The 20,699-nt window shown below is 69.4% G+C and carries 21 protein-coding genes; 12 read left to right on the top strand and 9 right to left on the bottom strand.

Annotation, left to right across the window (positions count from 1 at the left end):
* Window positions 1–23: 23 nt before the first annotated feature.
* A complete protein-coding gene (locus ACZ50N_RS10480; RefSeq protein ID WP_073684987.1) occupies window positions 24–1,484 on the bottom strand; it encodes an RNA polymerase sigma factor in 1,461 nt (486 codons plus the stop codon).
* Window positions 1,485–1,681: 197 nt separating this feature from the next.
* Window positions 1,682–2,485, bottom strand: coding sequence for a polyphosphate--glucose phosphotransferase (gene ppgK / locus ACZ50N_RS10485; RefSeq protein ID WP_046366507.1), 804 nt, complete (start codon window positions 2,483–2,485; stop codon window positions 1,682–1,684).
* A gap of 125 nt (window positions 2,486–2,610) precedes the next feature.
* Here ppgK and ACZ50N_RS10490 point away from each other — a divergent pair, with 125 nt between their 5' ends.
* A complete protein-coding gene (locus ACZ50N_RS10490) occupies window positions 2,611–3,471 on the top strand; it encodes an inositol monophosphatase family protein (RefSeq protein ID WP_205879296.1) in 861 nt (286 codons plus the stop codon).
* Between the two features lie 2 nt (window positions 3,472–3,473).
* On the opposite strand, the gene cei is transcribed toward ACZ50N_RS10490, so the two are convergent.
* The gene (gene cei / locus ACZ50N_RS10495) at window positions 3,474–4,130 is read right to left on the bottom strand and encodes an envelope integrity protein Cei (RefSeq protein ID WP_046366509.1); all 657 of its coding nucleotides are present in this window, start codon (window positions 4,128–4,130) and stop codon (window positions 3,474–3,476) included.
* A 179-nt stretch (window positions 4,131–4,309) separates the two neighbouring features.
* Between cei and ACZ50N_RS10500 the strand changes: the two genes are divergently transcribed.
* A complete protein-coding gene (locus ACZ50N_RS10500; RefSeq protein WP_046366510.1) occupies window positions 4,310–4,612 on the top strand; it encodes a DUF4193 domain-containing protein in 303 nt (100 codons plus the stop codon).
* A gap of 75 nt (window positions 4,613–4,687) precedes the next feature.
* Here ACZ50N_RS10500 and ACZ50N_RS10505 read toward each other — a convergent pair whose 3' ends face one another.
* On the bottom strand, window positions 4,688–5,167 hold the full coding sequence (locus tag ACZ50N_RS10505; RefSeq protein ID WP_046366511.1) for a DUF3093 domain-containing protein: 480 nt from the start codon (window positions 5,165–5,167) through the stop codon (window positions 4,688–4,690).
* A 25-nt stretch (window positions 5,168–5,192) separates the two neighbouring features.
* Here ACZ50N_RS10505 and dut point away from each other — a divergent pair, with 25 nt between their 5' ends.
* Window positions 5,193–5,657, top strand: a complete 465-nt coding sequence (gene dut / locus ACZ50N_RS10510) for a dUTP diphosphatase (protein ID WP_073684983.1) — start codon at window positions 5,193–5,195, stop codon at window positions 5,655–5,657.
* On the top strand, window positions 5,644–6,399 hold the full coding sequence (locus tag ACZ50N_RS10515) for a DUF3710 domain-containing protein (protein WP_464475303.1): 756 nt from the start codon (window positions 5,644–5,646) through the stop codon (window positions 6,397–6,399). Before dut ends, ACZ50N_RS10515 begins: the two co-directional genes overlap by 14 nt.
* Here ACZ50N_RS10515 and ACZ50N_RS10520 read toward each other — a convergent pair.
* Complete coding sequence (locus ACZ50N_RS10520) at window positions 6,396–7,112, bottom strand: alpha/beta hydrolase (protein WP_464475304.1); 717 nt, start codon at window positions 7,110–7,112, stop codon at window positions 6,396–6,398. The two genes, ACZ50N_RS10515 and ACZ50N_RS10520, sit on opposite strands and share 4 nt — an antisense overlap.
* Before the next feature lie 135 nt (window positions 7,113–7,247).
* On the opposite strand from ACZ50N_RS10520, the gene ACZ50N_RS10525 reads away from it, so the two are divergent.
* Both ACZ50N_RS10525 and ACZ50N_RS10530 read left to right on the top strand, forming a co-directional pair.
* Window positions 7,248–7,619 (top strand): OB-fold nucleic acid binding domain-containing protein, encoded by a 372-nt coding sequence (locus ACZ50N_RS10525; protein ID WP_046366313.1) that lies wholly within the window; start codon window positions 7,248–7,250, stop codon window positions 7,617–7,619.
* Window positions 7,616–8,326, top strand: coding sequence for a DUF3159 domain-containing protein (locus ACZ50N_RS10530; protein WP_464475305.1), 711 nt, complete (start codon window positions 7,616–7,618; stop codon window positions 8,324–8,326). The genes ACZ50N_RS10525 and ACZ50N_RS10530 overlap by 4 nt, the downstream gene beginning before the upstream one ends.
* A gap of 6 nt (window positions 8,327–8,332) precedes the next feature.
* On the opposite strand, the gene ACZ50N_RS10535 is transcribed toward ACZ50N_RS10530, so the two are convergent.
* Complete coding sequence (locus tag ACZ50N_RS10535) at window positions 8,333–8,998, bottom strand: potassium channel family protein (RefSeq protein WP_046366315.1); 666 nt, start codon at window positions 8,996–8,998, stop codon at window positions 8,333–8,335.
* Window positions 8,995–9,666, bottom strand: coding sequence for a potassium channel family protein (locus ACZ50N_RS10540; protein ID WP_046366316.1), 672 nt, complete (start codon window positions 9,664–9,666; stop codon window positions 8,995–8,997). The genes ACZ50N_RS10535 and ACZ50N_RS10540 overlap by 4 nt, the downstream gene beginning before the upstream one ends.
* A 110-nt stretch (window positions 9,667–9,776) precedes the next feature.
* On the opposite strand from ACZ50N_RS10540, the gene ACZ50N_RS10545 reads away from it, so the two are divergent.
* From ACZ50N_RS10545 to dxs, 4 genes are all read left to right on the top strand, one after another.
* Window positions 9,777–11,780 (top strand): APC family permease, encoded by a 2,004-nt coding sequence (locus ACZ50N_RS10545; protein ID WP_198529310.1) that lies wholly within the window; start codon window positions 9,777–9,779, stop codon window positions 11,778–11,780.
* The gene (locus ACZ50N_RS10550; protein WP_464475306.1) at window positions 11,777–12,985 is read left to right on the top strand and encodes a class I SAM-dependent RNA methyltransferase; all 1,209 of its coding nucleotides are present in this window, start codon (window positions 11,777–11,779) and stop codon (window positions 12,983–12,985) included. The genes ACZ50N_RS10545 and ACZ50N_RS10550 overlap by 4 nt, the downstream gene beginning before the upstream one ends.
* A gap of 63 nt (window positions 12,986–13,048) precedes the next feature.
* Window positions 13,049–14,374 (top strand): Na+/H+ antiporter NhaA, encoded by a 1,326-nt coding sequence (nhaA, locus tag ACZ50N_RS10555; RefSeq protein WP_046366319.1) that lies wholly within the window; start codon window positions 13,049–13,051, stop codon window positions 14,372–14,374.
* 28 nt (window positions 14,375–14,402) lie between these two features.
* Window positions 14,403–16,316, top strand: a complete 1,914-nt coding sequence (gene dxs, locus ACZ50N_RS10560; protein ID WP_046366320.1) for a 1-deoxy-D-xylulose-5-phosphate synthase — start codon at window positions 14,403–14,405, stop codon at window positions 16,314–16,316.
* A gap of 14 nt (window positions 16,317–16,330) precedes the next feature.
* On the opposite strand, the gene ACZ50N_RS10565 is transcribed toward dxs, so the two are convergent.
* Complete coding sequence (locus ACZ50N_RS10565; RefSeq protein ID WP_133414864.1) at window positions 16,331–17,608, bottom strand: HRDC domain-containing protein; 1,278 nt, start codon at window positions 17,606–17,608, stop codon at window positions 16,331–16,333.
* 6 nt (window positions 17,609–17,614) lie between these two features.
* Window positions 17,615–18,196, bottom strand: a complete 582-nt coding sequence (locus ACZ50N_RS10570; protein ID WP_046366792.1) for a DUF3000 domain-containing protein — start codon at window positions 18,194–18,196, stop codon at window positions 17,615–17,617.
* An 85-nt stretch (window positions 18,197–18,281) separates the two neighbouring features.
* Here ACZ50N_RS10570 and hemE point away from each other — a divergent pair, with 85 nt between their 5' ends.
* Entirely contained in the window at window positions 18,282–19,346 is a 1,065-nt protein-coding gene (hemE, locus tag ACZ50N_RS10575) for a uroporphyrinogen decarboxylase (RefSeq protein WP_464475307.1), read from the top strand.
* A complete protein-coding gene (locus ACZ50N_RS10580; RefSeq protein ID WP_464475308.1) occupies window positions 19,343–20,683 on the top strand; it encodes a protoporphyrinogen oxidase in 1,341 nt (446 codons plus the stop codon). The genes hemE and ACZ50N_RS10580 overlap by 4 nt, the downstream gene beginning before the upstream one ends.
* Window positions 20,684–20,699 lie beyond the last annotated feature (16 nt).

A 20,699-nucleotide genomic window follows, 5' to 3' on the forward strand; every position in this document is an offset into this window, starting at 1 on the left:
CCTTGGACGACGCTTGGCGCGAACTAGTCCAGGTAGTCGCGCAGAACCTGCGAGCGGCTGGGGTGGCGCAACTTCGACATCGTCTTGCTCTCGATCTGCCGAATGCGCTCGCGGGTGACCCCGTACACCTGGCCGATCTCGTCGAGAGTGCGCGGCTGGCCGTCGGTGAGCCCGAAACGCAACCGCACCACACCGGCCTCGCGCTCCGAGAGCGTCTCGAGCACCGACTGGAGCTGGTCCTGCAGCAGCGTGAACGACACCGCGTCCACGGCCACGACAGCCTCGCTGTCTTCGATGAAGTCGCCGAGCTGGCTGTCGCCCTCGTCGCCGATGGTCTGATCGAGCGAAATGGGCTCACGCGCGTACTGCTGGATCTCCAGCACCTTCTCCGGCGTGATGTCCATTTCCTTGGCGAGCTCTTCAGGAGTGGGCTCACGACCCAGGTCCTGCAGCAACTCGCGCTGGATGCGGCCGAGCTTGTTGATGACCTCGACCATGTGCACGGGGATGCGGATGGTGCGTGCCTGATCGGCCATCGCGCGCGTGATCGCCTGCCGGATCCACCAGGTGGCGTAGGTCGAGAACTTGTAACCCTTGGTGTAGTCGAACTTCTCGACCGCGCGGATCAGGCCGAGGTTGCCCTCCTGGATCAGGTCGAGGAACGCCATGCCGCGGCCGGTGTAGCGCTTGGCCAGCGACACGACGAGACGCAGGTTGGCTTCCAGCAGGTGATTCTTCGCCCGATCGCCGTCGCGGCAGATCCACATCATGTCGCGGCGCTGCGCGGCGGGAAGCTTCTCGCCCTTCTCGGTGAGCTCCGCCATCAGCTGCGTGGCGTACAGGCCGGCCTCGATGCGCTTGGCCAGCTCGACCTCTTCCTCGGCGTTGAGCAGCGCCACCTTGCCGATCTGCTTGAGATAGGCGCGCACCGAGTCGGCGGAGGCGGTGAGCTCCGCGTCCTTGCGGGCCTGCCGAAGCGCCTCGGATTCTTCTTCGTCCCAGACGAAGTCGCCGGACGCCTTGTCCTTCTCGGACGGCTCGGCGATGTCGTCGTCGGCGCCGTCCTTGCCTGCAGCGGCGGCCTTGCCGGCTGCCGCTGGGGCCTCAGTGGCGGCCGCGGGGGTCTCGCCCTCGTCATCGCTGTCGTCGCTGTCCTCGGCGTCGTCGCCGGCGCTGTCCTCGTCGACGTCGATGTCGTCGAGTTCGAGGTCGCCGTCCTCGACGTCGATGTCCTCGCCGGGCTCGGCGTCGAGGTCGTCGTTGGAGTCCAGCTCCTCGGCGTTCAGATCCGTGTCGGCGGCGTCGCCCGCCTTCTTGGCTCGACCGCGTCCGGCGGGAGCGTCGGCGGCCTTGGCCGTGCGCTTGGCGGCCTTGGCCGGCGTGCTCTTGACCGCTTTCTTCGCGGGCGCCTTCTTCGCGGGAGTCTTGGCGGCGGTGCGCTTCACCGGCTCATCGGTCGCCGGGCTTGCCTTGATCGCTGCCACGTACACCCTTCCAATCGTGCGGGTTTCGGCGCGCGCGGATGCGCAACCGAAAAGTGTCGGCTATGTCGAATGTCGGCGACGATCTCTAGTGAGGATGCTCCGCCGCTCTCGGTGTAGGCGGCCGCCGTCGACCATTGTAACGACAGTGTGGGTGCGCACCGTGCCGAGCGGCAAATTTGACGCGCGCGCCGCGCTGGTTACTTGTGAGTAGCCGTGACGTCGACCTCGGCGGCCATCGCGGCGCCGACGATCCCTGCGCTGTTCTGCAGCGCCGCGGCGACCACGGGGGTGCGGTTCTCCAGCAGCGGGATCCACTTGTCCGCCTTGCGGCTGATGCCGCCGCCGGCGATGAAGAGGTCCGGCCAGATCGCGTTCTCGATGGCCACCAACACTGTGGTGACCTCCTTGGTCCAGCGTTCGTAGCTCCAGTCCTTGCGCTCCTTGACCGAGCTCGCGGCGCGGTGCTCGGCTTCCTTGCCGCCCACCTCCAGGTGTCCGAATTCGGTGTTCGGCAGCAGCGCGCCGTTGTGGATCACCGCTGAACCGATCCCGGTGCCGAACGTCAGCAGCACGATCACCCCGGTGTGGCCGCGACCGGCCCCGAACTTCTCCTCGGCGAGCCCGGCGGCATCGGCGTCGTTGAGCACCGTCACCGGCTGACCGCCCAGCGCCCCGCTGATCACCTCGCGCGCATTGGCGCCGATCCAGGACTTGTCGACGTTGGCCGCGGTCCGCACGATCCCGTCGGACACCACGCCGGGATAGGTGACACCCAGCGACCCCTCCCAGTTGAAGTGCTTGACCACCTCGGCGATGGTGGCGGCGACGGCGTCCGGGGTGGCCGGCTGCGGGGTGAGCAGCTTGAAGCGCTCACCGATCAAGGTCCCGGTCTCGAGGTCGACGATGCCGCCCTTGACGCCGCTTCCGCCGACATCGATGCCCAATCCGCGGCGCTGCGAGCCGCTTTCGGATGCGACGGCAGGTGAGTCGGTGGCAGTCATGCAAGCTCCTCTGCGCAGGTGGGCGGCCACGGTGCTGCCCACCCTATCGGCTGGCCAATCGCGGTGGGCGGCACTCGCCCATCCCGAGCCGCCGTCGCGCGCGCCGGTGTGCTGCGATGGTCGGTGTGAGCGAAATCGACACCGAGCCATTGGCCGTAGCAGCAGTCGCCCAGCAGCTCGCCGAAGAAGCCGCGGCGTTCGTCCTGCGGCGCCGCGCCGAGGTGTTCGACCAGGCCAGTCAGGCCGACGCAGATGCCGCGATCCGGTCCAAGAGCACGCCCACCGACCCGGTCACCATCGTCGACACCGAGACCGAGCGTCTGTTGCGGGAGCGGCTGGCACAGCTGCGCCCGGGTGAACCGATCCTGGGGGAGGAAGAGGGGGGACCCGACGGCAGGCAGGATGATCGCCTCACGTGGGTGCTCGACCCGATCGACGGCACCGTGAACTTCGTCTACGGCATCGAGGCATTCGCGGTGTCGATCGGTGTGCAACGCGGTGGGGTGTCGGTCGCTGGAGCAGTCGCCGACGTCGCCCACGGCGCCGTCTACGCCGCCGCGGCGGGCCACGGAGCGTGGGTGGTGCGGGCGGGGCAGACGACGCGGCTGCATTGCAGTGGGGTGTCGTCGTTGCCGATGGCGCTGGTGGGCACCGGGTTCTCGTATCAGCCCGAGGATCGCCGGCGCCAAGGTGCCGTGGTGGCCGCGCTGCTGCCCGAGATCCGGGACCTGCGGCGGATCGGCTCCTGCGCCCTGGACCTGTGCATGGTGGCCGCGGGCCGGCTCGATGCCTACTTCGAAGACGGCGTGCACCTGTGGGACTGGGCGGCCGGGGGATTGATCGCCGCGGAGGCGGGCGCGGTGGTGCGGGCGCCGACGGGGGCGGGTGCCGGACTGATGGTGGCGGCCGCACCCGGGGTGGCCGGTGAGTTCGACGACGTCCTGCGCCGCTGTGGAGTGGACCTCGACGGCGACGGGGACCGCTGAGGTCAGCAGGTCTGGGTGTGGATCTTGGTCAGCAGCGACGGATCCGCGGGAGCGGTGGCGTCGGGCATGAGGCTGGCGAGCACCGCGTCGATGTCGTCGCTGTGGGCGAGCTCGGTGAAGTCGGTTCCGATCGCCAGGTCGACGGTGTCGTCCTGGCGCTGATCCTGGAACAGCTCGGTGCACGGCGCGACCAGCCACACCGACGCCGCGGCGGCACGGCCGGCGGGGCCGAACCGGATCTGGCCCTGGCACTGCAGGCGGCCGTTGGCGTAGACGGGGTCGTTGGCGGCCTCTGGTTCGGTGAAGCCGAGATCACGCAGGGCGCCGGCCACTTCGGCCGCCTGACCGCCCTGACCGCTCGCGTTGAGGACCTTGATCCGTGTGTCGGCGAGTTTGGCGGGCGTGACGTCCGTCATCGTCGAGCGGGACACCTGCTCCCCGAGCGTGGGAGTGGGCGCGTTGGGGTCGGCGGGGGCGGGCGGGCGGTTGCACACCGCCACTTCCCGCACCTCCGGCGGTTGGGACAGCGCGATCACCCAGACCAGTAGCGCGGCCACGGCGAGTGCTGCGAACATCAAGGCTCCCGGCAGGAAGTTCCGCCGCCGGAACGGGCGCCCGTGCTTGTCGAACGCGGTGCCCTCGGTGATTTGCGCGACCACGGCACAGACTCTAGAGGCCGTTGGCGCGGCCTTCCGACCGGCACCGACAGGACGACCGCCGTCGATGTGACGCAAATCACATTAGATCAGGGGTCATTCCGGGCACGAATCATTTGGTGGAAGCGTTCGACGCTGGTACAAAACCAACGCTGCAACGAGCTTCACGGAGGGGATAGGCCATGGCTACCGATTACGACGCCCCACGGCGCACAGAGACCGACGATGTTTCCGAGGATTCCCTCGAGGAACTGAAGGCACGCCGCAACGAAGCTCAGTCTGCTGTCGTCGACGTCGACGAATCCGAGACCGCCGAATCGTTCGAACTGCCTGGCGCCGATCTGTCGGGCGAGGAACTGTCTGTGCGGGTGATCCCGAAGCAGGCGGACGAGTTCACGTGTTCGAGCTGCTTCCTGGTGCATCACCGCAGCCGGTTGGCCAGTGAGAAGAACGGCGTGATGATCTGCTCGGACTGCGCGGCCTGACGACGATCAAGCGGCGAGGGACGAGCCGCGTTGAGGAGTGGGGCCAGAAGGTGCGGCCTAGGAGTTCAGCGCGGCCTAGGAGTTCAGCGCGGCGAGCACCCTGTCGGGGTGGCGAGCGCTGACGAGCCAGTACGGCGTCGGGTCGTCGGGGTCGTCGAGCACGAGCAGCACCAGCGGACCCACCCATGCGCGGTGGACGACGTAGGCGGCCGGGTCGAGTTGTCGGCCCAGCGCCGCCGATTTCGCTGATTTGGGCACCGTCGCCGAGCGGGTGATCACCGAGGCGGGAAGGTGTGCCCGGCCCACCCACAGTTCGGCGTTGCCCGTCCCGGGGTCCACGACCGACACCTCCATCCGGCCGAGCCACAGCAAGGCGACGGCGGCGACGGGAAGCAGTAGCGCATAGGGCAGCCACAGCGGCAGCGCCGGGACGCCCTGATTGATCTCGAGCGCGATCAGGGCGGCGAGCCCCAGGCCAGGCAGCCACCACCACCACGGCACCCAGAGCCGTTCGCGGTAGCGAACGCTGCGGGCGGTGGTGTGCGTGTCGGACACGCGGCCAAGAGTAATCTCTGACGCCGTGCCCACCTCCCTGCCGGTCGTTCGCCTGGATCCGGAACTGCCGATGCCCGAGCGGGCCCATGACGGGGACGCCGGCGTCGACCTGTTCAGTGCCGTCGACGTCGAGCTGGCCCCGGGGGAGCGGGCGTTGGTCGGCACCGGGATTGCCGTCGCGATACCGCACGGCATGGTCGGGCTGATTCACCCGCGGTCGGGATTGGCTGCGCGCGTTGGTCTTTCGATCGTGAACAGCCCGGGGACGATCGACGCCGGGTATCGCGGCGAGATCAAGGTGTCGCTGATCAACCTCGATCCGCGAGCCCCCATCGTCGTGCACCGAGGTGACCGGATCGCCCAGCTGCTGGTGCAGCGGGTGGAGTTACCCGAGCTGGTGGAGGTCGACTCCTTCGACGAGGCGGGATTGGCCGACACGACCCGCGGCTCGGGTGGCCACGGATCTTCCGGCGGGCATGCCAGTCTGTGACGATGGCCGCAGAGACGTACCGACAAGCGCTGAGGTGGTAGCAGTGGAAGCCGACGAGGAACTCGAAGGCCCGTTCGACATCGACGATTTCGACGATCCCGAGCAGGCGGCCATCGCACGGCTGGACCTGGGCTCGGTGCTGATCCCGATGCCCGAGGCGGGCCAGGTACAGGTCGAGATCAACGAGACCGGCGTGCCCAGCGCGGTCTGGGTGGTGACGCCGCACGGCCGATTCACCGTCGCTGCCTATGCCGCGCCGAAATCGACCGGCCTGTGGCGTGAAGTGGCCTCTGAGCTGGCTGAGTCGCTACGCAAGGACGTCCCCAAGGTCAGCATCGAGGACGGTCCGTGGGGCCGCGAAGTGGTGGGCTCGGGCGGTCCCGCCGTCGTCCGCTTCATCGGCGTCGACGGCTATCGCTGGATGATCCGCTGCGTGGTCAACGGCCCGGAGGAGAGCATCCGCGCACTGGTCGACCAGGCCCGCGAAGCGCTCGCCGACACCGTGGTCCGCCGCGGCGACACCCCGCTGCCGGTACGCACTCCTCTTCCGGTCGCGCTGCCCGAGCTGATGGCCGAGCAACTGCGGGCTGCCACCGAGCAGGCTGCCGCCGCGCAGCAGGCGCAGGCCGCACCCGAACAACAGGAGCAGCAGCCCGAGCCGCCGCAGCCGCCCACCGACGGGGCGCGTCGCGCCGCGCAGGGTTCGGCGATGCAGCAGCTGCGCACCATCACCGGCGGTTAGTCGTCGCGCTGCGCCGCCGCCAGCGCGGCGACGCACGCCGCGCCCAATGTCGCCGGGTCGGCACCGATGTCGGCCAGCGTGACCGTGCGCAGCGCCGCACGGGGCGCGGCGGCCACCCACTCGAGTCCGACCTGCAACGGATGGACCGCGTCGTCGGTCGCCGACACCACTCCCATCGGCGCGCCGAGCCCCTCGAATTCGCCGACGGTGGGTGCGACGTAGCGGGCGGCCGCGTCCATGGCGTCCGGGAGGGCCGGCCACTGCGCGGTCCACGACCGGGTGAGCTCCTCGGCCAGCCATGCCGGGCTCGACGCCTGCATCGCCGTGGTGGTCGGCGTCAACCCGTCGCGGCGCAGCAGCGCCGCCGATGCCCGTGCGGCCTGGGCGGCGGGCGCGGTGTGGGGCTCACCGGTCCACGCCGGCAGCGCCGCGAGCACCGCGACGACATTCTGCGGGTGTGACAGAGCCCACGCCGCGGCGACGGCGGCGCCGATCGACACCCCACCCACCGCGATCGGGGCCGCGGTGGCGCGGGCGGCATCGGCGAGGGCGTCGAGATAGCCGTCGATGAGCCGATGCGGTTGCGGCGCGGGGGTCACCACCACCGCGCTGAGCTGGTGCAATGCCGGCGCGAACGCTCGGTGGACGAAGTCGTCGTCGGAGCCGGTGCCGGGCAGGAGCACAGTCGTGACACCGTGCAGATCGACCGTCATGTTTCGATCGTGCCTCGTCGTGGAATTCGCTCACTCGCGGCCCCGCCGCGGCGTTCGCATCTGGGAACCAACAGGTCTACCGTGGCGTTCGGTTGGAGTACCACCAGCACAACGTGTTAGAGGTCAGGAGAAGCCATGGCCACGGCCGAGGGTTACCTGCGACGGCTCACCCGTCGGTTGACCGAAGACCCTGAGCAGCTCGACGTCGAGGAACTCAGCGACGACGTGGAGAGCACCGGGGCGCAGAAGGCGATCGACTGCCAGCGCGGTCAAGAGGTGACCATGATCGGGACGCTGCGCAGCGTCGAATGCAACGGCAAGGGATGCTCCGGCGGGGTGAAGGCCGAATTGTTCGACGGCACCGACTCGGTGGTGCTCGTCTGGCTGGGCCAGCGCCGCATCCCCGGTATCGAGCAGGGTCGCACCCTGAAGGTGCACGGCCGGGTCGGGAAGCTCGACAACGGCGCCAAGGCGATCTACAACCCCCACTACGAGATCCAGAAGTGAGCGCACCCGGCGACGAACCGGGCACCGAGGTCACACCAGAGAGCACACCGGCGCGCGGCGCTGCCGTCCTGGAGCAGATGGGCGGCATCAGCGGCCTGATCTACTCGTCGCTGCCAGTCCTGGTGTTCGTCCCGGTGTCGACGGCCTTCGGGCTCCTGCCCGCCATCGGCGCTGCGCTTGGAGTCGCGACACTGATCCTCATCTGGCGGCTGATCCGCAAGGACTCCGTGCAGCCGGCGATCTCCGGCTTCTTCGGCGTCGGTATCAGTGCGCTGATCGCCTATCTGGTGGGCGCGTCCAAAGGTTATTTCTTGCTGGGCATCTGGACCTCACTGCTATGGGCTGTGGTGTTCGCCGTCTCCGTGGTGATCCGTCGGCCCATCGTCGGCTACATCTGGGGTTGGGTGCAGACGCAGGATCGCGGTTGGCGCGACGTGCGGCGCGCGGTGTACGCGTTCGACGTGGCCACCCTGGTCTGGGTGGCGGTGTTCGCGGCTCGCTTCCTCGTGCAGCAGCACCTCTACGACGAAGATCAGACCGGCTGGCTGGGAGTGGCGCGGATCGCGATGGGATGGCCGCTGACCGCGATCGCCGCCCTGGTCACCTACGGAGCGATCCGTGCGGCTCGCCGTGCGGTGCGGGGGCCGGAGCCGGCCGACAGCGGCGACAGCGGCGACAGCGCTGACAGCGTGGCCGAGCAGCGCTGAGCGCGCTCAGCGCTGCTGGGGGCGCAGGAGCAGTTCGCGCAGCTCGTCCTCGACCTCGGCCACGGCCACGAACAGCAGCTCGTCGCCGCCTTCGAGGGGTTCGTCCCGTTCCGGCACGATCACCCGCGGGCCGCGCAGGATCGTGACCAGCGTCGCGTCGCGTGGCAACTCCAGGCGCTTGACCGGCTTGCCGCCCCACGGTGTGTCGTCGGGCAGCGTGATCTCCACCAGGTTCGCCTGACCCTTGCGGAACTCCATCAGCCGCACCAGGTCACCCACCGAGACGGCTTCCTCGACCAGTGAGGCCAGCATGCGCGGAGTCGACACCGCGACGTCGACGCCCCAGGATTCGTCGAACAGCCACTCGTTGCGCGGATCGTTGACGCGGGCCACCACCCGGGGCACCGCGAACTCGGTCTTCGACAGAAGGCTCAGCACCACGTTCGCCTTGTCGTCGCCCGTCGCGGCGATCACCACGTCGAACTCCTCGAGCTTGACGGCCTCCAGCAGGCTCAGCTCGCAGGCGTCACCGAGCCGCCAGTGCGCGGCCGGAATGGCCTCCACGTCGATGTGATCGGAGTCCCGCTCGAGCAGGGTGACGTCGTGGGACTCCACCAGCTCGCGGGCGATGGACCGGCCGACCGCGCCCGCCCCGGCAATCGCTACTTTCACGAGTCGGCCTCCTCGCTCGGCGGCAGCGCCGCGATGGCCAGCGCCTCGGCGATGTGGCCGGAGATCGCCGCCAGGTACACCTGATCGCCCGCCTGGATCACCGTCTTGGGATCGGGCAGCAGGCCCGCCCCGAAGCGGATGATGAACGCGACCCGGCCCGACGTCGCGGCCTCCAGATCGGTCAGGCGTCGTCCTGCCCAGCTCTCGTGCAGCGCGAGTTCGGTGACGCCGACGTTGCCGCTGGGGTCGCGCCACTTCGTGGTCTCGGTCTCGCGGATCAGGACGTTGAGCAGCCGGTCGGTGGTCCACGGCACGGTCGCCACGGTCGGGATGCCCAACCGTTCGTAGACCGCGGCGCGCTTGGCGTCGTAGATGCGGGCCACCACCCGTTGCACGCCGAAGGTCTCGCGGGCGACACGCGCGGAGATGATGTTCGAGTTGTCGCCGGAGGACACCGCCGCGAATGCCGCAGCGTCCTCGATGCCCGCCCGGATCAGCACGTCACGGTCGAAGCCCATCCCCAGCACGCGTTGGCCCGGGAACGAGGAAGACAACCGGTGGAAAGCCGTGCCATCACGGTCGATGACGGAGACGTCGTGGCCGATCCTGGCCAGACTGTCGGACAGTGACGCGCCGACGCGGCCACATCCCATCACCACTACACGCACTGCGGGTCCTTTCCGGCGGGGCCGAATGTGGCGGTTTCGAGGGCTGTTACCACCCGCGCACTGAGGAACGCTACCGCTTTGCAACGCCTCGCGACCGTCGGGCTTTAGTCTTGGCACTCGTGTCCAAGCTTTCGACGGCCGCCCGACGGCTCGTACTGGGCCGGCCGTTCCGCAGTGACAAGCTCGCGCACACGCTGCTGCCGAAACGGATCGCGCTCCCGGTGTTCGCCTCTGACGCGCTGTCCTCGGTCGCCTACGCCCCCGAAGAGATCTTCCTGGTGCTCTCGGTCGCCGGGCTGTCGGCCTACTCGATGGCGCCCTGGATCGGTCTGGTGGTCGCGGCGGTCATGCTGATCGTGATCGCCAGCTATCGGCAGAACGTGCACGCCTATCCGTCGGGCGGTGGCGACTACGAGGTGGTGACCACCAACCTCGGGCCCACTGCGGGTCTGACGGTCGCCAGCGCACTGCTGGTCGACTACGTGCTCACCGTCGCGGTGTCGATGTCGTCGGCGATGTCGAACATCGGGTCGGCGATACCGTTCGTCGATCAGCACAAGGTGTGGTTCGCGGTCATCGCGATCCTGGTGCTGGCCTCGCTGAATCTGCGCGGTATCCGAGAATCGGGCACGGCGTTCGCGATCCCGACCTACGCCTTCATGATCGGTATGTACGTGATGCTGGGCTGGGGCTTCTTCCAGATCTATGTGTTGGGCCATCACTTACGTGCCGAGTCGGCGGGTTTCGAGATGCACTCCGAGCACGGCGATGTCCTGGGGTTCGCGCTGGTGTTCCTGATCGCGCGGGCCTTCTCCTCGGGCAGCGCGGCGCTGACCGGTGTCGAGGCGATCAGCAACGGTGTGCCGGCGTTCCAGAAACCCAAGTCCCGCAACGCCGCGACCACGCTGCTGCTGCTCGGCGTCATCGCGATCACCCTGTTCATCGGCATCATCATGCTGGCGCGCGCCACGGGTGCGCAGATCGCCGAGCGCCCACTGGAACAGCTCGGCGGGGCGCCGCCGGACTACCAGCAGAAGACGCTGATCGCCCAGTTGGCCGACGCCGTCTTCCACGACTTCCCGATCGGCCTCTACCTGATCGCGGGCGTGACCGCGCTGATCCTGGTGCTGGCCGCGAACACCGCCTTCAACGGGTTCCCGGTGCTGGGGTCCATCCTGGCCCAGGACCGATTCCTGCCGCGGCAGCTGCACACCCGCGGTGACCGGTTGGCGTTCTCCAACGGCATCCTGTTCCTGGCATTCGGCGCGATCGCGTTCATCGTGGCGTTCCAGGCGCAGGTGACCGCTCTGATCCAGCTGTACATCGTCGGGGTGTTCGTGTCGTTCACCCTCAGCCAGATCGGCATGGTGCGGCACTGGACACGGCTGCTGCGCACCGAGACCGACTCGTCCGCGCGGGCCCGGATGATGCGCTCACGCATCATCAACACGATCGGTTTCCTGTGCACCGGAACGGTGCTAATCATCGTCGTGCTCACCAAATTCCTGGTCGGAGCGTGGATCGCGATCCTCGCGATGGCTGCGCTGTTCTTCATCATGAAGCTGATCCACAAGCACTACGCCTCGGTGAGCCGTGAACTCGAGGCCAGAGCCGCCGAGATGGAGGACATCGTGCTGCCCAGCCGCAACCACGCCGTGGTGCTGGTGTCCAACGTGCACATGCCGACGTTGCGCGCGCTGGCCTACGCGCGTGCCACCCGTCCCGACATGCTGGAAGCGATCACCGTCAGCGTCGACGACGCGGAGACCCGCGAACTCGTGCACAAGTGGGAGTCCAGCGACATCAGTGTGCCGCTGAAGGTGATCGCCTCGCCCTACCGCGAGATCACCCGGCCCGTCCTCGATTACGTCAAGCGAGTCAGCCGGGAGTCGCCGCGCACGGTGGTGACCGTGTTCATCCCCGAGTACGTGGTCGGTCACTGGTGGGAGCAGGTGCTGCACAACCAGAGCGCTCTGCGGCTCAAGGGCAGGCTGCTGTTCGAGCCCAACGTGATGGTGACGTCGGTGCCGTGGCAGCTGTCGTCGTCGGAACGGCTGAAAAAGCTTGCGCCGCAGTCGGCTCCGGGCGACGCGCGCAAGGGATTCCTCGATTGAGCGCAGACTCGCCGGCAGAGTTGATCCTGACCACGGGTCGCCCCGCCAACGGTGGCAGTGTCGTCGCCCGCCACGACGGCCGGGTGGTGTTCGTGCGCCACGCGCTGCCCGGAGAGACGGTGCGGGCGCGTCTGGTCGGCGCGTCGTCGACGCGGGAGAAGTTCTGGAACGCCGAGGCGGTGGAGGTGATCGAGCCGTCGCCGGATCGCGTCGACTCCTGGTGCCCCATCGCGGGTGTGGGCGGATCGGGATGCTGCGATCTGGCATTCGTCGAGCCTGCGGCTGCGCGTCGTCTCAAGGGTGCCGTCGTCGCCAATCAGCTTGCGCGGCTGGGCAATTATCACTGGTGTGCTGAGGACGAGGCGGCTGCGGAGGCGGTCGGGGACGCCGGTCACACCGGCTGGCGCACTCGGGTGCGCCTCGCTGTGTCGGACGACGGGCGGGCCGGGTTCCACCGGTACCACAGCGCCGATCTCGTGCACCGACTCGACTGTGCGCAGGTGCCCGACACGCTGCTGTCCGGCGTGGCGGAGCAGCGGTGGCCTCCCGGTGCCGCGGTGCACGTCGCCGTCGACGACGACGGGCGCCGACACGTCGTCGTGGCGGTCAAAGGCCAGAAAACCCAAGTGCGAGAAGGTGATTACGAAGGAGTCCAGCGGGTTGCCGGGCGGACATGGCGCGTGCCGGTGACCGCCTTCTGGCAGGCGCACCGGGACGCGCCGGCGCTCTACAGCGCGTTGGTGGCCGAATGGGCGCAACTCGAGCCGGGAATGACCGCGTGGGATCTCTACGGCGGTGCGGGGGTGTTCGCGGCAGCGTTGGCGGACGCGGTGGGGGAGAGCGGTCGCGTGCTCACCGTCGACACATCGCGTGGAGCGGCGCGCGCCGCGCGTGCCGCACTCGGCGACCTCGACACCGTCAGAGTGGTCACGGATTCGGTGCGCCGTGCGCTGGCCGGGCAGTCCGTCCCCGCCGACGTCGCCGTACTGGACCCGCCGCGGACCGGGGCGGGGCGCGACGTGATCGCCGCGCTGGCCGCAGCCGAGGTGCCCCGGATCATCCACATCGGCTGTGAGGCAGCTTCTTTCGCGCGCGACGTCGGCCTCTATCGAGAGGGTGGCTACCAGGTCGAGAACCTGCGGGTGTTCGATTCGTTCCCCCTCACCCATCACGTCGAGTGTGTGGCGGTGCTCACCCGGGGGTAGGGTTACCCGCAGGTGTGCCGGGAAGTCTGGTCGGCGTGGATTCGACGACCAAGGAGGCAATTCATGGCCGGTGACACCCCTGTGCCTTTGCGGCGGCGACTGTTCAGCCGCGGCTCCTGGGCGGAGACCAGTCGCGTCAGTGAGATCCTTCGCAAGGAAACCGTCGGCGGCGTCATCCTTTTGGTGGCGGCCGCCGCCGCGCTCGTCTGGGCGAATTCGCCGTGGTCGGCCAGCTATTTCGCGTTGCGGGATCTCGAGGTCGGCTCCGACGTGCTGGGCCTGCACCTGAATCTGACGCTGGGGGTGTGGGCGGCCGACGGGCTGCTGGCGATCTTCTTCTTCGTCGTCGGTCTGGAGCTCAAGCGAGAGTTCGTCGCCGGCGACTTGCGTGACCCGAGCCGTGCCGCGCTGCCCATCGCCGCCGCGGTCGGAGGCATGGCGGTGCCCGCGCTGATCTTCGTCGCGATCAACGCCGGCACCGGTGACGGGGCCCTGCGCGGCTGGGCGATTCCGACGGCGACCGACATCGCGTTCGCGGTGGCCGTGCTGGCGGTCATCGCCACCCACTTGCCCTCGGCGCTGCGCACCTTCTTGCTGACGTTGGCGGTCGTCGACGACCTGCTGGCCATCACCGTCATCGCGGTCTTCTACTCCGAGAAGATCAACCTGGTCGCATTGGCGGCCACGCTGATACCGCTCGGGCTGTTCGCGCTGTGCGTGCAGCGTCGGATCCGCTCCTGGTGGTTGCTGATTCCCCTGGCCGTCATCACCTGGGTGCTGATGCACGAGTCGGGCGTACACGCCACCGTCGCCGGCGTACTGCTGGGGTTCATGGTGCCCGTGCTGCGTAGCGAGGCCGCCGGGGGACCCGACGCCGGGCCGGGGCTCGCCGAACACTTCGAACACCGGCTGCGGCCGATCTCGGCGGGATTCGCGATCCCGGTGTTCGCGTTCTTCGCCGCCGGGGTCGGAATAGGCGGGCTGGACGGTCTCGGCCGGGCGCTGACCGACCCGATCACGCTGGGCATCATCGCCGGTCTGGTTCTGGGCAAGCCGCTGGGCATCGTGCTCACCACCCGAGTGCTGTCGACGGTGACCCGGGCGAAACTCGATCCGTCGCTGCGGTGGATCGACGTGTTCGGCATGTCGCTGCTGGCGGGCATCGGGTTCACGGTGTCTCTGCTGATCGGTGATCTTGCGTTCGGCATGGGCTCCGAGCGTGACGAATTCGTGAAGATCGGAGTGTTGTCTGGATCACTGTTGGCGGCCTGCTTGGCTGCGGTGGTCCTGCTGACCAGGAACGCCACCTACCGGCGCATATGCGAGGAGGAAACGGTGGACGAGGACCGCGACGGTGTGCCCGATGTGTACCAGCGTCGCAACGACTGATCTGGGCTCCGGTGCGTAGACTGGCCGAATGCTTGAACAGATCCGCGGTCCCGCTGATCTTCAGCACCTGTCGCAGGCACAGGTGGATGCGCTGGCCAAGGAGATCCGCCACTTCCTGATCCACAAGGTCGCCGCGACCGGCGGCCACCTGGGACCCAATCTCGGTGTCGTGGAGCTGACGTTGGCGCTGCACCGCGTCTTCGACTCGCCCCACGACCCGATCCTGTTCGACACCGGGCATCAGGCCTACGTGCACAAGATGCTCACGGGTCGCGCGCAGGACTTCGAGACGCTGCGCAAGAAGGACGGCCTGTCGGGCTACCCCTCTCGCGAGGAGAGCGTCCACGACTGGGTCGAATCGAGCCACGCCAGCTCGGCGCTGTCCTACGCCGACGGTCTGGCCAAGGCGTTCGAGCTGAGCGGGCATCGCAATCGCCATGTCGTCGCCGTCGTCGGAGACGGCGCGTTGACCGGCGGCATGTGCTGGGAGGCGATGAACAACATCGCGGCCTCCAAGCGTCCGGTGGTGATCGTCGTCAACGACAACGGCCGCAGCTATGCGCCGACGATCGGCGGCTTCGCCGAGCACCTGGCCCGCCTGCGCCTGCAGCCCGGCTACGAGCGGGTGCTCGAGGAAGGCCGCAAAGCGGTGCGGGGCGTGCCGATGATTGGTGAGTTCTGCTACCAGTGCATGCACAGCATCAAGGCCGGCATCAAGGACGCGTTGTCTCCGCAGGTGATGTTCACCGATCTGGGACTCAAGTACGTCGGTCCCATCGACGGTCACGACGAACACGCCGTGGAGAGCGCCCTCCGGCATGCCCGTGCGTTCAACGCGCCGGTGGTCGTGCACGTCGTCACCCGCAAGGGCATGGGGTACGCGCCCGCGGAGAACGACGAAGACGACCAGATGCACGCCTGCGGCGTCATCGACCCGGAGACGGGCCTGGCCACCACGATCCCCGGTCCCGGCTGGACGTCGACATTCTCCGACGCGCTGATCTCGCAAGCCGGGAAGCGGCGCGACGTCGTCGCGATCACCGCGGCGATGCCGGGTCCGACGGGTCTGTCAGCGTTCCGGCTGCGCTATCCCGACCGCTTCTTCGACGTGGGCATTGCCGAGCAGCATGCGATGACATCGGCCGCGGGGTTGGCGATGGGCGGCATGCATCCTGTTGTCGCGGTGTACTCCACATTCCTGAACCGGGCGTTCGACCAGGTGATGATGGACGTCGCGCTGCACAAGCTGCCGGTGACCATCGTGCTGGACCGCGCCGGCGTCACCGGTCCCGATGGGGCCAGCCACAACGGCATGTGGGACCTGTCGATCCTCGGCGTGGTCCCCGGCATGAGGGTGGCGGCGCCCCGCGACGGCGCCCGGCTGCGGGAGGAGCTGGGCGAGGCCCTCGACGTCAACGACGGACCCACCGCGATTCGCTTCCCCAAAGGCGATGTGGGACAAGACATCACGGCGCTCGAACGGCGCGACGGGGTGGACGTGCTGGCGAAGCCCGCCGACGGTCTCACCGACGACGTGCTGGTCATCGCGGTCGGCCCGTTCGCGACGATGGCGCTGGCGGTGGCCGAGCGGCTGCGCAACCAGGGCATCGGCGTCACCGTCGTCGATCCCCGGTGGGTGCTGCCGGTCCCCGCGGTGCTCACCACGTTGGCCGCTGCGCACAAGCTCGTGGTCACCCTCGAAGACAACGGGGTGCACGGCGGAGTCGGTTCGGCGGTCTCGGCCTCGTTGCGTCGGGCTGAGATCGACGTGCCGTGCCGCGACGCCGCACTACCGCAGGAGTTCTTCGCGCACGCCTCCCGCGGCGAGGTGCTGACCGAGGTCGGGCTGACCGAGCGCAACCTCGCCCGGCAGATCACCGGCTGGGTGGCGGCGCTGGGCACCCGCATCGCGGAGAAGGAAGTCAGCCAACAGCTCGACTGAGCGGTGCTCGGTCGCTAGTCGCCGGGTGCCGATTCCAGGGCGGCGGTCAGCACCGGTGCGGTGAGTTCCCGCTGCCAGCGCCGGGCGGCTGTGGTGCCTAGGAACGCCTCCACGGCGGCGGCGGTGTCGTTCGTGGCGACCCAATCCCAGCACAGCCGGCGCACGATCTCGGGCGCCAGCAGATTTTCCGGCGGCACGGAAACCTGTTGTGCCAGTTCGTTGATGGCGGCCCGCGCCGCCTCCAACCGCGCGGCGGCCTCCGGTTTGCGTCGGGCCCACCGCGACGCAGGAGGCGGGCCGCTGGCCGGTTCCTGCGACGACGGCGGCTCCGCGGTGCGGGCCCGGGCCAACGCGTCGAGCCAGACGCCGGCGCTGCGCCGCTGCCTGGACCCACCGAATATCGGCAAGGCGGTCAGCTTCTCGACGGTGTCGGGGTCCGCGGTGGCCGCGTTGACGATCGCGGCGTCGGGCAGAATCCGGCCCGGGGCGATGTCGCGCCGTCGGGCGATCTGGTCGCGGGTGAGCCACAGTTCGCGCACCGCTGCCAGGGCGCGCGGGTCACGGACCTTGTGGATTCCGGAGGTGCGCCGCCAGCGATCCCGCCGGGTCGGCGTGCTCTCGGCCGTCCGTAGATGCTCGAATTCCTCGCGCGCCCAGTCGCTTTTGCCCTGGGCGGTGAGCTGCTCGTCGATCGCGTCGCGCAGCTCGATCAACACCTCGACGTCGAGGGCGGCGTAGTTCAACCATTCGTCGGGCAGCGGCCGCTTCGACCAGTCCGCAGCGCCGTGCCCCTTGGTCAGCGCCAGGCCGAGCAGCTGCTGGACCATCGAGGCGAGGTTCACCCGGTCGAGGTTGGCCAGCCGCCCGGCGAGTTCGGTGTCGTACAGCGACGGCGGCTGCATGCCGATCTCCGCGAGGCAGGGCAGATCCTGGTCGGCGGCATGCAGGATCCACTGGTCCTCGGCCAGGACCTGCGCCAACGGGGCCAGCACCTCGACGGAGTCGCCGCCGTGGCTGACGGGATCGATCAGCACGGTGCCGGCGCCGGCTCGCCGGATCTGCACCAGATAGGCGCGGTTGGAGTAGCGGAAGCCGGACGCGCGTTCGGCGTCGACGGCGAAGGCGCCCGAACCGGATGCGAGAAGGTCTGCGGCGCGGGCGATTTCGCTGCGGCTGACCGCGACGTTCGGGACCCCCTCGCGCGGGGCCAACAGCGGCGTCGCTTCAGGGGCGTCGGGGACGCCGGAGTGGTCGGCGTCCGGCGGGGCGCCGCCGGTGTCGGGTTCGGTCATCGACGATCAGGCGCGGGTCCGCGAACCCAGGTCGGTCACCCCGGCGGGCGGCAGGCCTGCCGCGTGTTCGAGCACCTCACAGAACGCCTCGACATGCGGCCCCAGCTCCAAGGTGGTGGCGGTCCACGACGCCCGCAGCTCCAGTTGGTGCGCGCGGGGCGGGCCCGAGATGTCGCCGTAGCGCACCGACGTGGTGGCGGTGACGGTGCCGCCGAGTGCGGTGTGTTCATCGGCCCGCTCGGCGAGCGCTTCCACCAGCCAGCTCCACGCCACCTCGGGCAGTAGCGGATCCACGGCCTCGGTGGAATCCAGGTCGGCCTGGATGTAGGCCACCAGTCGCATCGTGCCGTCCCACGCGTCGGCGCCCTCGGGGTCGTGCAGCAGGATCAACCGGCCGAACGCGTCGCCGTCGGAGCGCTCCGGGACGACCGCGGCGTCGGCGTGCTTGACCTCGGCGCCGAGCGCGTAGCTGTACGGGGCGAGGCGTTGCGGCGGCCGGATCGGGCCCAGCTCGATCTCCGGCCGCACGGTGGTGGCGTTCATCGCCGCCACCGCTTCACGGAATTGAGCCGGTTCGGCGGAGGTCACGCCGATCGACGGTAGTCGATTCTCACAGGTCTGTGCTCATGGCGCGCCGATTCGGGGCGCACCGGGCATGGCAGCATGGGCAGCGATGAACACGCGCCGCGAGCTGCCCGAATCGCCCTACCTGGCTGCCGTCGCCGGCCGCAAACCCCACCGCACCCCGGTGTGGATGATGCGGCAGGCCGGTCGGTCGCTGCCCGAATACCGGGCTCTGCGGGCCAAGAACACCATGATGCAGGCCTGCTTCGACGCCGACCTGATCACCGAGATCACGCTGCAGCCGGTGCGTCGTCACGACGTCGATGCCGCAATCCTGTTCTCCGACATCGTCGTGCCGCTGCGCGCGGCCGGCGTTGCGTTGGACATCGTGCCCGATGTGGGTCCGGTGATCGACCACCCGATCCGCACCCGCGCCGACGTCGCTGCGATCACGGCGCTGGATTCCGATCAGGTGGCGCCGGTGGCGACGGCGGTGAGCCGGCTGACGCGCGAGCTCGGGCAGGTGCCGCTGATCGGCTTCGCCGGGGCTCCGTTCACTCTGGCGTCCTACCTGGTGGAGGGCGGTCCGAGCCGCAACCACGAGCACACCAAGGCGATGATGCTGGGCGAGACCGATACCTGGCACGCCCTGATGGAGTCCCTGACCGAGGTGACGATCGCGTTCCTGCGCACGCAGATCGAGGCCGGTGTGGACGCGATCCAGGTCTTCGACTCCTGGGCCGGCACCCTCTCGCTGGTCGACTACCGCAGCTACGTGCTGCCCCACAGCGCCAGGGTGTTCGCCGAGTTGGCCGGCTATGGCGTGCCGATGACGCACTTCGGCGTCGGTACGGCCGAGTTGCTCGGCGCCATGTCGGAAGCCGTCGTGGGGCACGGCGTACCGGCGGTCGTCGGGGTGGACTGGCGCACCTCGCTCACCGATGCGGCGGCACGGGTGCAGCGGGGAGCCGCGCTGCAGGGCAACCTCGACCCGGTGGTGCTGCTGGCCGGTAAGCCCGTGGTGGAGCGGGCGGTGCGTGCGGTCATCGACGACGGGCGGCGCGCGGTCGACGCCGGGGCGCTCGGGCACGTCTTCAACCTCGGTCACGGGGTGCTGCCCGCCACCGACCCCGACGTCATCACCGAGGCCGTGGCCCTGGTGCATCAGCTGTGACGACGTATTGCGTTGTCGGAGGCGGCATTTCGGGATTGGTTGCCGCATACCGACTGCGCGTGATGGCCGGTCCCGATGCGTCGATCACCCTGCTGGATCCGGCGGACCGGCTCGGTGGCGTACTGCGCACCGAACGCATCGGCGGGCAACTGATCGACGTCGGCGCAGAAGCCTTCGTCACCCGTCGCCCCGAGGTGCCGGCGCTGCTGGGCGAGCTGGGCCTGTCGGGCAAGCAGCTGACCACCACCGGGGTGCGGCCCCTGATCCACAGCGAAGGCCGGCTGCATCCGCTGCCGCAGCACACCGTCAACGGCATCCCGACGCGGCCGGCATCATTGACCGGGCTGGTCGACGACGCCACGATCCGCTGGATGCTCGACGAACCCCGCCGACCGCTGCCCTGGACACCCGGTGCCGACCCGACCGTCGCCGAACTGGTCGGCGACCGATTCGGCGAGCAGGTGGTGGTGCGGTCGATCGACCCGCTGCTGGCCGGTGTGTACGCGGGATCCGCCGCGACGATCGGGTTGCGCGCGGCCGCGCCGACGGTGGCGACGGCGCTGGATCGCGGGGCGCGCAGCCTCACCGAGGCCGTCACCACCGCGCTACCGCCGCCGCAGCCGGGATCGGTGTTCGGCGCGATCGACGGCGGTTACGCCGTGCTCATCGACGAGCTGGTGCGCCGGTCCGGCCTGACCTGGGCGCAGGTCGCGGTGCGCAGCGTCCGTCCGGCGCCCCACGGCTGGGATGTGCTCGACGACGAGGGGGCGCGCTGGCCGGCTGATGCGGTGGTGCTGGCCGTGCCCGCGCCGCGGCTGCCGGCCCTGCTCGGCGACCTGGCGCCGCGCACTGTCGCCGCCGCGCGCCGCATCGAGGTGGCCTCGGCGGCGGTGGTGGCGCTGGCGCTGCCCGGCGGCACCCCGCTTCCCGAGCAATCCGGGGTGCTGGTCGCCGGCCGCGGTCGTCTGCACACCAAGGCGGTGACGCTGTCGTCGCGCAAGTGGGGTCGGCGCGGCAGCGTCGAGATGGTTCGGCTGTCCTATGGCCGCTTCGGTGACGATCTCGCCCGGCGGGCGGGGGACGAAGAGCTGTTGATGTGGGCTGAGCAGGACCTGGCGACGCTGTTCGGCATCACGGTGACCCCGGAGGACAGCAAGGTGGTGCGCTGGCTCGACGCGATGCCACAGTACGGACCGCGCCACGCCGACCTGGTCGCCGAACTGCGGGCCGGGCTGCCGTCGGGGCTCGCAGTGGCCGGTGCCTACCTCGACGGCATCGGGGTGCCGGCCTGCGTGGCGGCCGCCACCAGGGCGGTGGCGGCGATCGTGGCTCGGTAAGGCGCCGTGGCACGAT

Source organism: Mycolicibacterium obuense (genome assembly GCF_055397605.1).

Coding starts and splice junctions, on each gene's coding strand:
- ACZ50N_RS10520 (WP_464475304.1), bottom strand. CDS start 7,112: ATGACGGTCGATCTGCACGGTGTCACGACTGTGCTCCTGCCCGGCACC.
- ACZ50N_RS10500 (WP_046366510.1), top strand. CDS start 4,310: ATGGCTACCGATTACGACGCCCCACGGCGCACAGAGACCGACGATGTT.
- nhaA (WP_046366319.1), top strand. CDS start 13,049: ATGGCCGGTGACACCCCTGTGCCTTTGCGGCGGCGACTGTTCAGCCGC.
- ACZ50N_RS10525 (WP_046366313.1), top strand. CDS start 7,248: ATGGCCACGGCCGAGGGTTACCTGCGACGGCTCACCCGTCGGTTGACC.
- dxs (WP_046366320.1), top strand. CDS start 14,403: ATGCTTGAACAGATCCGCGGTCCCGCTGATCTTCAGCACCTGTCGCAG.
- ppgK (WP_046366507.1), bottom strand. CDS start 2,485: ATGACTGCCACCGACTCACCTGCCGTCGCATCCGAAAGCGGCTCGCAG.
- hemE (WP_464475307.1), top strand. CDS start 18,282: ATGAACACGCGCCGCGAGCTGCCCGAATCGCCCTACCTGGCTGCCGTC.
- ACZ50N_RS10565 (WP_133414864.1), bottom strand. CDS start 17,608: ATGACCGAACCCGACACCGGCGGCGCCCCGCCGGACGCCGACCACTCC.
- ACZ50N_RS10515 (WP_464475303.1), top strand. CDS start 5,644: ATGCCAGTCTGTGACGATGGCCGCAGAGACGTACCGACAAGCGCTGAG.